Origin of the sequence: Pseudohongiella sp. SYSU M77423 (assembly GCF_029911965.1) — a bacterium.
GTDB lineage: Bacteria > Pseudomonadota > Gammaproteobacteria > Pseudomonadales > Pseudohongiellaceae > Pseudohongiella.
Genome location: NZ_JARYTH010000002.1, coordinates 145,222 through 158,925, shown reverse-complemented (window position 1 = coordinate 158,925; position 13,704 = coordinate 145,222). Strand labels below are relative to the sequence as shown.

Below are 13,704 nucleotides of genomic sequence, written 5' to 3'. Positions count from 1 at the left end.
GCAATTTTTGTCGAGGACCATCATGATCACTCCGGACAACATTGCAGAATACAATGCGCGTTTCCAGCAGATGGAACCCAGGGATATCCTGAAAGAGATACTGCCAGCCATTCCCAACATCACCCTGTCGTTCAGTGGTGCCGAAGACGTTGCCTTACTGGCCATGGCCTGCAAACTTAAACCCGACCTCGCCGTGTTCACACTGGACACGGGGCGCCTGCATCCTCAGACCTATCAGTTCATAGAGAAAGTCAGGGAGACTTTTGGCATCTCGATAGAGTTCATGTATCCGGACACCCGCGCGATCGAAAAACTGACCCGGGAGAAAGGTCTGTTCAGTTTCTACAAGGATGGTCATGAAGAGTGCTGCGCCATTCGCAAAACTGAACCTCTGCGCCGCAAACTGGCGACCGTGGATGCCTGGATCACAGGCCAGCGACGCGACCAGAGCCCGACCCGCGCCCAGGTGCCAGTCGCCCAGCTCGACACTACGTTCGCAGCCTCTGGCAAGACATTGCTCAAGTTCAATCCGTTTGCCAACTGGAGCTCAGCGGACGTGTGGAACTACATCCGCATGTTCGACATTCCCTACAACGCTCTGCATGATCAGGGCTTCATCAGTATCGGATGTGAACCCTGCACGCGCCCGGTAGGACCCAATCAGCACGAACGTGAAGGTCGCTGGTGGTGGGAAGAAGCAACTGCCAAAGAATGCGGCCTGCACAAGGTCAATCTGGCAACTGACTTGAGCTGACCGGCGCCGACTGACCAATACCCAGCGCCGGAATCGGCGTATTGGCGAACAGCAGGTCGACATCGGCCTGGCTCTGGCACTGCAGCACCTGCTCAACGACTGGCCGTTGAAGATGGTCCGCAAACATGGCGATAAACTCGTACATGTAGGCCCGCAGGACGGTGCCGCGCCGAAAACCGATCCGCGTCACACTGTAATCGAACAAATGGCTGGCATCGAGCGCTACCAGATCGGTGTCCTTGTCACTATCGTAAGCCATTCCAGCCACTATACCAATGCCCATCCCGAGCCGGACATAGGTCTTGATCACATCAGCATCCGCCGCCGTGAATACCACGCGCGGCTGAAGGCCCTGCGACGCAAAGGCATCATCAAGACGCGAGCGACCGGTAAAACCGAGCACGTAGGTGACCAGTGGAAAACGCGCCAGATCTGCCAGTGATATTTTTGAAACGCCAACCAGAGCATGATCTTTTGGGACCAGAACCACACGATTCCATCGATAACACGGCATCATCATCAGGTCGCTGAATTTTTCCATGGCTTCGGTGGCTATCGCAAAATCTGCCGTACCCTTGGCAGCCAGTTCGGCAATCTGTATGGGCGTCCCCTGATGCAGCTGAAGTGAGACACCTGGATACTTTTCAATAAACTGGGAAATGACCGGCGGCAGAACATAACGACTCTGCGTGTGGGTAGTGGCCAGCGACAGACTTCCGGATGTAGCGTCACTGAACTCCGCCGCAGTGCGCTTGATATTGCCGGCCTGATGCAGCAGCTCGCGGGCCTGCGCTACAATCACTTCGCCGGCAGCTGTCAATCCGGAAATGTGTTTGCCGTTGCGAACAAAAATCTGTACCCCCAGTTCGTCCTCCAGCGCCAGTATCTGTTTGCTGACACCCGATTGTGAGGTGTGCATGCGATCAGCAGCAGCTGATACATTCAGTCCACACGAAGCCACTTCGGTGATGTAACGCAACTGTTGCAGCTTCATCCTGATCAGTCCTTTTTGTCTGCTGTCGGCTGGGAAATTTTTTCGTTGGCAACACCATGCGGTACGTGTCCGGTCGCCACATGTTCACGGGCCGAGTCGCAATGCGCCTCCTGATCATCAAAAAACACATCGGCGTCAAAAGCTTTCAGGAACACACCCTTAGCCATTCCACCCAGGAACAATGACTCATCAATGCGTATATTCCAGGCTCTCAGTGTTTTCACGACCCGCTCATGTGCAGGCGCTGAACGTGCTGTGACCAGGCAGGTGCGAATCGGGGAAAGCCCTGGCGGGAACTGCATCTGCAATTGCTGCAAAGCCGCCAGAAAGGGTTTGAACGGACCGCCCGACAGCGGCTGATTGGCGGACTTCTTTTCGCTTTTGGCAAATGCCTCGAGACCCTGCGACTTGTAGATCCGTTCTGCCTCATCCGAAAAAAGCACGGCGTCCCCGTCAAACGCAAATTTGACCTGCGTATCACTGGCAGCCTGCGGGGCTGATGGCAGGATTGTCGCTGCTGCCACACCCTGCTCCAGCGCCTGACGCACATCGGCGCCATCCATGGAAAGAAACAGATGGCAATTAAAAGGAGAAATATACCGGTAAGGACTCATGCCACCAGAGAAAGCGGCCCGGATGATGGGCAGACCATAATGCTCGATGGAGTTAAAAACCCGCAAACCAGTGTCGGCACTGTTACGGGACAGCAGAATCACCTCAACCCGCTGGGTATCGAGCAGGGTATTTAAATGCAGCAGCTTTTTGACCAGATTGAACGCGCCACCAGGCTGTAACGGTTCATTCTCATGTTCGATCTGGTACTGCTGATAGGCTCCCAGGCCCTTTTCTTCATAGATCACATGACTGTCATTCAGATCAAACAGCGCTCGTGACGATATCGCGATAACCAGTTTGTCCACGGCCTGCTGTACTCGGGTCTGCGCCATAAAGTTCCCTGTCGTATGCAAATACCTACCGAGCCGGTAGAATTTGTTCTGGTTGCGAAGGGAATCATATGACAAGCGAACGTTCTGTTAAACAACAATCCCCACAAAAGTCCTCACCGGCCATAGCGCTGGTACTGTCGGGAGGTGGTGCCAGGGCAGCCTATCAGGTTGGAGCACTGCGCGGCATTGCTCGTCTGCTGGACAAAGATGTCCCCAATCCCTTCAGCATTATATCCGGCACCTCAGCTGGCGCATTAAATGCGACCGGTCTGGCCACCCATGCACACCGGCTGCGCACCGGCATCCGTGTGCTTGAATATATCTGGGGAAATATTCAAAGCGATCAGATTTACAGACTGGATTCGGCGGGCCTGATCAGCAGTGCCTCGAACTGGGTCTTTTCGTTTCTCACCAACCGTGGACGGCGCGTGCCCGCATCACTTTTGGACAATTCGCCGCTCGAAGAGCTGCTCAGACAAGTGCTCAGGCTTGAACGGATCAATGCCAACATGGAAGCCGGTTACCTGGACAGCCTGGTAGTCACCGCCTCTGGTTATACCAGTGGGAATTCAGTTTCATTTTTTCAATCGGTCAACAACATCGAAAACTGGTCTCGTGCTCATCGGGTAGGAATTCGAACAGAGCTGCGGCACATGCACCTGCTTGCCTCCACAGCAATACCTACGCTGTTCCCGGCAGTAAGAATTGAACAGCAATATTACGGCGATGGCGCGATCCGCCAGTTGGCACCCTTAAGTCCCGCCATACACATGGGAGCGGATCGCATACTGGCGATTGGCGTCAGCGGCGCAGCAACACGCCGGGATCCGCATCCGGAACAGCTTGTGCAGCCTTCGTTATCGCAGATAATCGGACACGTGCTCAACAGTGCATTTGTCGATACGCTTGAAAGTGATATGGCCGTGCTGGAGCGCTACAACCAATTGTTGCCGTACTGCACAGATCAGGAGTCGCTGGGCATACGTCCAGTCAAGTTGCTGGATATCACGCCGAGTCAGGATCTGAATCGACTGGCTGAGGATTACTTTACATCCCTGCCACGAACAATACGCATGTTCATCCGCGACACAAATTCCAGTTCAATTGCCAGTCTGTTGATGTTCGAGAAGGAGTACTGCAAACAGCTCATGGATCTTGGCGTCGCGGATGCCATGGCAAAACGCGAGCAGATCCATGAATTCTTCAAGGCTTAATTATTAGAAAAAATAACCATAACCAAGGATGATTTTGTCTTCATGGCTGATGCCCAGGCCAAGTTAGGGTTCCAGACCGCTTGTGGCGCACCATTTAAGTGCATTAAGAGGGGTGGTTGCGCTGATATGGCGCCAGTGTGCACAATGATGGCACACTGGCGTGGGCAATCATGCCAATTGGTGGTCCAGATGTGCGACCAGTTCAGCTGGCAGTTGCAGGCGATGGGCGAGCACTTCGAGATAGGCGCGTTCAGCAGGATGGTCGACATCAATCGCAGCGCGCGATACCAGATAGAGCTCTGAGGCCTGCTCTATACCCTGGGTAGCGGCAACCAGCGCATCAAGGTCGACCGGTTTGCGCAAGGCATCAAACACAAAACCTTTGCTTTCTGCATCCAGTGCCATTTTTTCAACCTGCTCGAATATGGCGCTCTGTTCCTGTGCATCGATATGACCATCAGCCTTGGCCGCTGCAATCATGGCTGTTATCAACGTAAGCGAAAAATTCTGACTGGCCGGAGAGTGGTCAGCATTGGGCAGAAACTTTGGATCCACATTGTTCATGTCGGCTGGCGAGGCCACTGGAGCGGTGGCCACCTGCTTGCCCTGCTGCCAGTTTTGATAGGCTTTGTAAGCAAGCGCACCCGCCGCCGCTGCGCCGCCATAGCCGATCATGCCACCAGCCATCTTACGCATTTTTTTATTGCCGACCAGCAGCCCCAGTATGCCACCAGCAGCAGCGCCCTTCACAAAGCTGCCCTTGCCGGCGCCGCCCTGCCCCATGCCGCCCATGCCAGCTTGCCCCTGAGATGTGTTTTGTCCACTGCCCAAAAACTGTTCAAACAAACGGTTCGTATCTATCACTAGTGACTCCTCTTATGGGTTTGGCATGCGTCGACGATCATGCAATTAGCCGTACTACGTTGTCAGGGACCGGCGGATGGCGGGTTTCCCTTCCCAGTGTAAAAACATACAATAGTGGCCTTCGAGTATACAGAGAGCAGTAGCATGGCGGTATCGATAAAGACGGCAGATGATATCCAGAAAATGCGGGTGGCCGGCAGGCTGGCTGCAGAGGTTCTGGAGATGATTGGGGAACATGTCAAACCGGGAATCAGTACCGGCGAGCTGGACCGCATCTGTCACGATTATATTGTCAACGTCCAGCAGGCGGTGCCCGCCCCACTGAACTACAATGGCTTTCCAAAATCCATCTGTACCTCACTGAATCACGTGGTCTGCCATGGCATTCCCAGTGACAGCAAGATTCTCAAAAACGGTGACATCCTGAACATCGACATTACTGTCATCAAAGACGGTTTTCACGGTGATACCAGCAAAATGTTCCTTGTCGGCGAGGTCGCTCCGCACGCCAAACGGCTGATCAACGTCACACAGGAATGCCTGTACAAGGCCATCGCACTGGTCCGCCCCGGTGTTCGACTTGGCGATATTGGTCATGTCATCCAGGTTCATGCCGAGAGCAACAACTATTCGGTGGTTCGCGAATATTGCGGTCACGGTATTGGGCGGATCTTTCACGAAGACCCGCAGGTTCTCCACTATGGCAAACCCGACACCGGGCTGGTGTTACAGGAAGGCATGACTTTCACCATCGAGCCGATGATAAACCTGGGCGCTCGCCATACCAAGTTATCGAAAGCTGACGGCTGGACAGTGACCACCAAGGACCGACGTTTGTCCGCACAGTGGGAACATACTCTGGCAGTGACGTCAGATGGTTGTGAAGTGCTGACCAGGCGCCACGAAGAATCTTTCTGAATTTTCTGACAGGAACCAATGCATGAGCACTACCCCCACGCCCGGCCTCTCGACGACGCCGGCCGACGCAACAATCGATGCCGCCGAACTTGAGCTGTGGGACCCGGCCAGCATTGAAGAGCGCCTTGCTAATGGTGAGCCGGCCATCACAGTTTTCAAAGACGCACTGAACAATGCCCAGCAGGAGCTGGATCGCCTGTATCGCGCCGGCGCCGAGATCAGCCCATTGATCACAGGCCGTGCCCGCTTCATGGATCAGCTGATCAAACGCGCCTGGCAACAGTTTGACTGGCAGCACCCTGAAGACATCGCCTTGCTGGCTGTCGGCGGATACGGCCGTGGGGAACTGCACCCGCATTCAGATATCGACCTGCTGCTATTGATGCGCAAGGACCATGGCAATGCCAATCGCCAGACACTAAGTGCCTTTTTCACATTCCTGTGGGACATCAATCTGGAAATAGGTCAGAGTCTGCGCACGATCAGCCAGTGCCGGGATGAAGCCATCAAGGACATCACTGTCACGACCAGTTTGATGGAGTCGCGGACTATTGTTGGTCCGGATTCACTACGTGATGAAATGATCACCGTGACCCAGGCCGACGATGTCTGGCCGGCACGAGAATTTTTTACTGCCAAACGCGACGAACAGATAGCCCGCCACAAAAAGTATTACGACATTGACTACGCTCTGGAGCCGAATGTCAAAACGTCTCCGGGCGGGCTGCGGGACATTCAGACCATTGGCTGGATTGCAAAACGTCATTATGACGCAGACACACTACAGGATCTGGTCGAGCTGGGGTTTTTGCAGCCTTACGAATATGAACAACTGCGTCGCGGCGAAGCCCTGCTCTGGAAACTTCGCTACGGCCTGCACCTGCTCGCCGGCCGCAAAGAAGATCGACTGCTGTTTGACAAGCAGCGGGATCTGGCCAGCATGTTCGGCTATGAAGACGATAAGAAAAGTCTGGCTGTCGAAAAGCTGATGCAGGAATACTATCGTGCTGTTGCGATGTTGCGTGTGCTGAATGATGTGTTGCTGCAGCACTTCGACGAAGTCATTCTGCGTGCCAGTGAAAAGGCAGAAATCACCAAAATCAACAGCCGCTTTCAGATCCGCAATAATTATATTGAGGTCTGTAATGACAATGTATTCCAGAAGTTTCCTTTTGCCCTGATGGAAATATTTGTGCTGATGGCACAGAACCCGGAGATCAAGGGTGTTCGAGCATCCACTATCCGTCTGATACGTGAATACCGAACGCTGATTGATGACAAATTCCGTAACGACATCAGAAACACCAGCCTGTTCATGGAGTTGATGCGCTCACCGCACGACCTGACAGCGCAGCTTAGGCGTATGGCGCGTTACGGCGTGCTGGGCAGGTATCTGCCAGAGTTTGGGGCCATCACCGGCAAAATGCAGCATGACCTGTTTCACATTTATACGGTGGATGCCCATACGCTGCAGGTAGTCGAAAACATGAAGCGCTTTCGCCAGCCTGAGGCGGAAGAAAATTTCCCGATCGCCGCCCATATTGCCCATCGACTGCCCAAAATCGAGCTACTTTATATTGCCGGCCTTTACCACGACATTGCCAAGGGGCGCGGTGGCGATCACTCCACGCTGGGCATGGTAGACGCCAACGAGTTCTGTCAGCGCCACCACCTTAGCGCCTGGGACGCCAAGCTGGTCAGCTGGCTGATCGGCAAGCATCTGTTGATGTCGATGACAGCACAACGTAAAGACATATCTGACCCGGAAGTGATCCACGACTTTGCACTGGAAGTCGGCGACAAACTGCACCTGGATTATCTTTATGCGCTGACTGTAGCCGATATCAATGCAACCAATCCAACACTATGGAACGCCTGGCGCGCATCGTTGTTGCGACAGCTGTACCTGAGTACTAAAAAGGCTCTTCGTCGCGGCCTGGAAAACCCTATCGACCGCGCGGACCGCATCAAGGACAAGCAGGAAAGTGCGCTGCTGAAACTTCGTGACAAAGGTATTGACGATAAGATGGTGCAATCCATCTGGCAGAATACTGACGACGAATATTTCGTGCGCGAATCTGCTGCCAACATTGTATGGCATACGGAGTCGATTGCCAGACACCTGAAGGAACATCCGGACCAGACGACGCTGGTACTGGTGCAGGATACTGCGGATACCCTGGCTGAAGGTGCCACGCATATTTTTATCTACACTGTTAACCGTAGCTACCTGTTCGCCAGCAGCGCTGCGGCCATGGAACAGCTGGGTCTGAATATTCAGGACGCGCGCATTTTTACATCGTCCAAAAACTACTGTATGAACACCTATTCCGTACTGGAGGGAGATGGCACTCCGATCGGTGACAATCCGCGACGCATCAAAGAAATCAAACAACTTTTGAGTGAGTATCTGGCCGAACCTTCCGCTCACCTGCGAGTCGCGAAGAAACGTCAGTCTCGAAAACTGCAGCATTTTGGTCAGCAGATTGAAACAGACCTGATCAACAGGGACGGTCAGAACTGGTCAACGCTCGAAGTTAACTGCATCGACAAACCCGGCATTCTGGCCGGCATTGGCAAAGTGTTCGCCGAGCAGTCCATTCAGTTGCTGAATGCCCGCATTGCGACACTGGGCGAACGCGTTGAAGACCTGTTTTTTATTGCGGACGCCAACGATCAGCCGATCACCGATGAAGCCCAGATCAACCGACTCAAGGAAGCCCTGCAGCAGGAGCTCAGCCTGTGATCACAATCTACGGTATCAGTAACTGTGATACGGTCAAAAAGTCTCGCCGCCACCTCGAACAGAACAATATCGACTATCACTTCCATGATTTTCGTAAAGATGGGCTTAATGACGCACTGCTAAAACAACTGCTGGCCAGCTTCAGTCCAGAATTCCTGATAAACAGGCGTGGAACAACCTGGCGGCAATTAACGCCCGAGCAACAGCAGACAATCATGGATCCGCGGGTCGCGGCCGGGCTGCTGGCACAGTATCCGGCCATAATTCGTCGTCCAGTCATTCGCGACGCAAATAATGAATGGAGAATCGGATTCGACAGCCTGACGGCACTGACCACTCCTTCCTGAGCCCAACAATAATGGGCAGTTAGAGAATTGACAAAAAAGAGCACCACAAAGGAAATGAATATGACAACAAACGCCTTGCATAGCTTTGCACTGGGATTGGCCACTACTGACTCAGCCGAAAACATCATCGAGGTGTATTACCCGAAGCCCATGTTGAACCCTGCACCAGAGCTGGTCGCCGGGATCGCCGCGGCGGTAGGTTACAAAGGCGGCAATCAGTGCGTCAAATTGACAGAAAAGCAGCTGGAACAGATTGAGGCAGATGCCGCCAACCCCTTCGATCAGTCTGTCACAGCCGCCATTCGCAGCAGCGGGCGTCGCGTCGTGGCAACATTTCTGGCAACAGACAGCGTGCCAAGCTCGGTCGGTGAGGTCTATCTGAAGCTTCACCTGCTTTCGCATCGACTGTGCCGTCCACATGCGGTAAACCTGCAGGGCGCTTTTGGTGTGTTGCGCAATATCGCCTGGACCAATGAGGGTGCAATCGTAATAGAAGAGCTGGCTGCACGGCAGTTACAGGCACGCGCCGAAGGCCGCACGCTTGATGTAATGTCCGTCGACAAATTCCCCAAGATGTGTAACTACGTTGTACCGAATGGCATCAGAATCGCCGATACAGCCCGGGTTCGCCTGGGCGCCTATGTCGGCGAAGGCACAACCGTGATGCATGAAGGCTTCATCAACTTTAATGCCGGCACAGAAGGCACTGCGATGATTGAAGGCAGGATTTCGGCTGGCGTCGTGATTGGCACAGGCAGCGACCTGGGCGGTGGCTGTTCGACCATGGGCACTCTGTCTGGCGGCGGCACGGCAATCATTTCCGTCGGCAAAGACTGTCTGATCGGCGCCAACGCAGGTATTGGTATCGCACTGGGCGACCGGTGCATCGTTGAAGCAGGCCTGTACGTCACTGGCGGAACAAAAGTCAGTCTGCTGGACAATGAAGGCGAGCTGGTCGAACTGATCAAGGCCCGCGAGCTCTCAGGCAAAAGTGATCTGCTGTTCCGACGCAATTCGCAGACGGGTGCTGTCGAATGCAAAAGCAACAAAACCCGTATCGCACTGAACGAAGACCTGCACAGCCACAATTGAGCAACTGACACTATGAGCCATTCCCCGGACACGAATGCCCCGCGAGACTCTGCGCCTGGCGACACACTGAAACTGGCAACGGAGCTGATCCGGATTCCATCTGTGACACCTGAAGACAAAGGATGTAATCAGCTGATGATGGACAGGCTTCAGGCCATTGGTTTTAAAGTGGAGCCGATGCGTTTCGGTGAGGTGAACAATTTCTGGGCGCGCTATGGCACTACCGACCCGGTTTTGTGCTTTGCCGGTCATACAGACGTCGTACCAACGGGCCCCGAAGGTAAATGGCGTCATCCGCCCTATTCTGCCACGGTGCAGGACGGCATGTTGTATGGACGTGGCGCCGCAGACATGAAAGGCAGCCTGGCCGCCATGATTACGGCCTGTGAGCGCTTTCTGGCCGAACGCAGCGCCTCGGAACAACCGGTTGCCGGCTCAATCGCGTTTCTGATCACGGCAGACGAAGAAGGTGAAGCGGTTAACGGCACACGGAAGGTCATTGATGCACTTGAAGCCCGTGGCGAGAAATTCAAATGGTGTGTTGTTGGCGAACCCAGCAGCACTGACCGACTTGGAGATATCATCAAGGTCGGCCGACGTGGGTCTCTGCATGGCAGGCTACAGATTCATGGTGTCCAGGGCCATGTGGCCTATCCCCACCTTGCAGACAATCCGGTTCACAAAGCGATGCTGCCACTGCACGAACTGTGCAGCACTGTGTGGGACCAGGGTAACGAATCGTTTCCGGCCACCAGCTTTCAGATTTCGAATATCTCGGCAGGCACCGGAGCCAACAATGTGATTCCCGGTAATCTTGACGTCGTGTTCAACTTCAGGTTTTCAACCGAGCTGACGGAACAGCAGATTAAAGATCGTACCGAAGCGATACTTGATGCCCACGATATCGACTACACACTGGACTGGGCGCTTTCGGGCCACCCTTTTCTGACCCAACCCGGCGATCTGATCGAAGCGGTACAGGCAAGTGTCCGCTCAATCACAGGCGGTGACTGCCAGCCGTCTACCAGTGGCGGCACATCCGATGGCCGTTTTATCGCACCTACCGGCGCTCAGGTTGTCGAGCTGGGACCGCGTAATGCCACTATTCACAAAGTTGACGAGCACGTCAGTGTCAGCGATCTCGAACAGCTATCACTGGTTTATGAAGATATACTGAACCGATTGCTGTAGGCAGCACATGCCGATGGACTACAGTTTACCCGCATAGATATCAAACCGACTGTGCTTGCCGGAGATACTTGCCGAAGGTCGCATCACAGTCTGGTCATCAGCATCCAGCGGCGGCGCACTCAAGGGGCGCTTGACGACTATCTTGCGGGCCCGTTGACAGGCCAGCGACAGAAGTCCCTCCCCCTGGGCTTCTGGGCCATGCAGCGCCTGGAGCAAATACCGGTTCTTTTTGACACGCGCCGATTTCTGACGAGCCGGAAACATCGGATCGAGATAAATGACGTCCAGATGATGTTGCGCGCCATCACCCATTAACCAGTCGCGCGCATCCTGACATTCCTGCAGCTTCATGCGTCCGAGAATTTTCTCCAGCGTTGCGTCGCCGGACTCCAGTGCCTGTTTGTGAGCCCGCTGAAGGCCATCAGTCAACAGTGCATGAATAATCGGCGACTGCTCAAGCATCAATACTGTCCAGCCGGCGCAGGCTAGTATGAAGGCATCGACACCGAGGCCGGCCGTTGCATCCAGCAGGACAGGCGCTGTCTCATCCGGAGTGTCAGTCTGACACGAGACGCCCAGCACCCTGTGATTGGCTGCAACAGCGCCTGCCGCGCGCACAACAGATTCTTTACGAAGAGATTGTCGACGACGAAAGGTCAGCGCAGGGTCACAAAAGTCAACGCGTACAAAGCCTGCCTGGGGTTCTTCAGTGGACACCAGCGTCAAGCCATTTGCATGTTGCTCCAGTGCCAGGCCAGATGGCAGCAACCGCGTCAGTTCCACCATTATTGCTCGGCCACTGTGCGGTAAACGAGTTCTTCTTTCAGATAAACAGGAGTCGCCATGTCGGCTGCAACAGTATGGCCTGCCCGGTAAGCCGCAATTGCCAGTTCGAGTAATTCCCCGGCGTCAGCTGACTCAGAAACAACTGAGGATTCATCAAACGTGGTGACGATATCAGCCAATAATTCGTGCCCCCAGGCCTCACCTGCCAGCACCAGACCTGGATGTCGACTCTGCCACTGCGGGATCACTTCCAACAACTCTTTGGCAGACACAATGGAGTCCGCTTCCAGTACTTCCGGAACCCCGTCGCCATTATCACGGAACACCCCAAAATAGAATTCATCTTCACGCGCGTGCATCAGGCAGGCAACAGTGACAGCCATCGACTGCCGGCGTTGAGCGCGCCTACCCAGCATGACCAGGGAAGAAATGGGTACCGCAGGTATGTCGACACCAAACGCCAGCCCCTGAGTGACTGCCGCGCCGATTCTCAATCCGGTAAAGGAACCTGGACCGCAAACGAACCCAATTGCATTGATTGCTGACAGTTCCCAAGCAGACTCGGTCAGCAGCGTGCTGATCATGCTCAACACCTCGTCGGCGTGGCGACGGGACTGAGTACTGGACTGAGAATAGTCAACGGAACCATCACCGATGGCGACAGAGCATATTTGAGAACAGGTATCGAGGACTAGGAGGCGAGAATTCATGGAGGTTAACAACGACTCAAAGGCTGCATTCTGATTTTACTCAAAATGCAGCCTTTGACAATCGTCTTACGCTGCGCGCGCGTCTTTATGCGCTGGCAGCAGTTGCCGCTGGTGCTTTCTTGGCGCGTGGTTTACGAGCTGCGGCTTTTTTTACTGGAGCTTTTTTTGCGGTTGCTTTTTTAGCAGCTGGCTTCTTGGCGGCCGTTTTCTTGGCAGCAGGCTTTTTGGCTGCTGCTTTTTTGGCCGCTGGCTTTTTGGCTGCTGCCTTCTTGGCCGGAGCTTTCTTGGCTGCTTTCTTGGCAGTTCCTGCGGCTGAAGCTGCAACGGCGGCTGTCTTGCGACCCGCTTTGGCTTTGGTAGTTTTCGCCTTTGATTTGGCTTTTGCTGCAGCTTTCTTGGCTGCTGCTTTCTCTCGAGCTGCTTTGGCTTTGGCTGCCGCTTTGGCTTTGGCTGCCGCTTTTCGGGCCGCTGCTCGCTCACGCGTCGCTTTGGCTTTTGCAGCAGCACGTGCTTTAGCTGCAGCTTTCTTGGCAGCGGCTCTATCCTTCTCAGCCTGCTTTTTGGCTGCCGCTTTTTCTTTGGCCTTCAGCTTTTTGATGCGAGCCGCTTCTTTCGCTGCATCGGCTTTCTTACGCTTCTTCATCCACTGAGTAGAGAATGCTTTAACGGCTTTCTCAAGATCAGCTTCAGCTTTAGCAGCAAGTTTCTCTTTGCGAGCTTTTTCTGCCTGGGCTTTGGCTTCTGCTGCAGCTTTGGCTTTTGCTGCATCATTCATTGCCTTGACCTGAGCCTTGGCAGTGCGCAGTTTTTCGTTGATGGATGCGAGGTTTGCAGATGCCTTTTTGGCAGCGGCTTCCGCACTAGCCAATGCCTTCTTGCCTGCGGCAGTGGCACTCTTAGAGACTTTGCTGGCAGCTGCTTTTGCTTTCGCTTCGGCAGTATCAGCCTTTTTCTTACCAGCGACCAGTTCCTTTTCTACTTTTGCCAGTGAAGCTTCCGCTTTAGCCAGTGCAGCGTCTTTCATGTTCTTGACCGCTGATTTGGCAGACGTCTTCTTTTTCGCTCTAACTTTGGCCATACTTTTATCTCTCCAAAACTGTGGAAGAAAACCACCATCATGAATCAACGCGAAACTGAGCCA

The 13,704-nt window shown here is 54.1% G+C and carries 13 protein-coding genes; 7 read left to right on the top strand and 6 right to left on the bottom strand.

Going from position 1 to position 13,704, the window contains the following annotated elements:
- Positions 1-22 precede the first annotated feature (22 nt).
- Entirely contained in the window at positions 23-754 is a 732-nt protein-coding gene (locus QGM61_RS04550; RefSeq protein ID WP_237134175.1) for a phosphoadenylyl-sulfate reductase, read from the top strand.
- On the opposite strand, the gene cysB is transcribed toward QGM61_RS04550, so the two are convergent.
- Together cysB and QGM61_RS04540 are read right to left on the bottom strand one after the other, a co-directional pair.
- The gene (gene cysB, locus QGM61_RS04545; RefSeq protein WP_281132148.1) at positions 729-1,748 is read right to left on the bottom strand and encodes an HTH-type transcriptional regulator CysB; all 1,020 of its coding nucleotides are present in this window, start codon (positions 1,746-1,748) and stop codon (positions 729-731) included. The genes QGM61_RS04550 and cysB overlap by 26 nt on opposite strands.
- A 5-nt stretch (positions 1,749-1,753) precedes the next feature.
- Positions 1,754-2,695 (bottom strand): 5'-nucleotidase, encoded by a 942-nt coding sequence (locus QGM61_RS04540; RefSeq protein WP_281132147.1) that lies wholly within the window; start codon positions 2,693-2,695, stop codon positions 1,754-1,756.
- Positions 2,696-2,763: 68 nt separating this feature from the next.
- Between QGM61_RS04540 and QGM61_RS04535 the strand changes: the two genes are divergently transcribed.
- Positions 2,764-3,909 (top strand): patatin-like phospholipase family protein, encoded by a 1,146-nt coding sequence (locus QGM61_RS04535; protein WP_237134178.1) that lies wholly within the window; start codon positions 2,764-2,766, stop codon positions 3,907-3,909.
- A 168-nt stretch (positions 3,910-4,077) separates the two neighbouring features.
- Here the strand turns inward: QGM61_RS04535 and QGM61_RS04530 are convergent, their stop codons facing one another.
- Positions 4,078-4,773: a tellurite resistance TerB family protein gene (locus QGM61_RS04530; protein WP_237134179.1), complete on the bottom strand. Its 696-nt coding sequence runs from the start codon at positions 4,771-4,773 to the stop codon at positions 4,078-4,080.
- Positions 4,774-4,917: 144 nt separating this feature from the next.
- Here QGM61_RS04530 and map point away from each other — a divergent pair, with 144 nt between their 5' ends.
- The 5 genes from map to dapE all read left to right on the top strand — a co-directional run bounded on the left by map (position 4,918) and on the right by dapE (position 11,067).
- Positions 4,918-5,691: a type I methionyl aminopeptidase gene (gene map, locus QGM61_RS04525; protein ID WP_237134180.1), complete on the top strand. Its 774-nt coding sequence runs from the start codon at positions 4,918-4,920 to the stop codon at positions 5,689-5,691.
- 73 nt (positions 5,692-5,764) lie between these two features.
- Positions 5,765-8,437, top strand: coding sequence for a [protein-PII] uridylyltransferase (locus QGM61_RS04520; protein ID WP_411268754.1), 2,673 nt, complete (start codon positions 5,765-5,767; stop codon positions 8,435-8,437).
- On the top strand, positions 8,434-8,784 hold the full coding sequence (locus QGM61_RS04515) for an ArsC family reductase (protein ID WP_281132145.1): 351 nt from the start codon (positions 8,434-8,436) through the stop codon (positions 8,782-8,784). Before QGM61_RS04520 ends, QGM61_RS04515 begins: the two co-directional genes overlap by 4 nt.
- 60 nt (positions 8,785-8,844) lie before the next feature.
- Positions 8,845-9,876, top strand: a complete 1,032-nt coding sequence (gene dapD / locus QGM61_RS04510; RefSeq protein ID WP_281132144.1) for a 2,3,4,5-tetrahydropyridine-2,6-dicarboxylate N-succinyltransferase — start codon at positions 8,845-8,847, stop codon at positions 9,874-9,876.
- 12 nt (positions 9,877-9,888) lie between these two features.
- Positions 9,889-11,067 carry a succinyl-diaminopimelate desuccinylase gene (gene dapE / locus QGM61_RS04505; protein WP_281132143.1) on the top strand — a complete coding sequence of 393 codons (1,179 nt, stop codon included), beginning with the start codon at positions 9,889-9,891 and terminating at the stop codon, positions 11,065-11,067.
- A gap of 18 nt (positions 11,068-11,085) precedes the next feature.
- On the opposite strand, the gene QGM61_RS04500 is transcribed toward dapE, so the two are convergent.
- The 3 genes from QGM61_RS04500 to QGM61_RS04490 form a co-directional block, all read right to left on the bottom strand.
- Positions 11,086-11,853 (bottom strand): class I SAM-dependent methyltransferase, encoded by a 768-nt coding sequence (locus tag QGM61_RS04500; protein ID WP_281132142.1) that lies wholly within the window; start codon positions 11,851-11,853, stop codon positions 11,086-11,088.
- Entirely contained in the window at positions 11,853-12,563 is a 711-nt protein-coding gene (gene tsaB, locus QGM61_RS04495) for a tRNA (adenosine(37)-N6)-threonylcarbamoyltransferase complex dimerization subunit type 1 TsaB (RefSeq protein WP_281132141.1), read from the bottom strand. The genes QGM61_RS04500 and tsaB overlap by 1 nt, the downstream gene beginning before the upstream one ends.
- 85 nt (positions 12,564-12,648) lie before the next feature.
- Entirely contained in the window at positions 12,649-13,641 is a 993-nt protein-coding gene (locus QGM61_RS04490) for a hypothetical protein (protein WP_237134187.1), read from the bottom strand.
- Between the last annotated feature and the right edge of the window lie 63 nt (positions 13,642-13,704).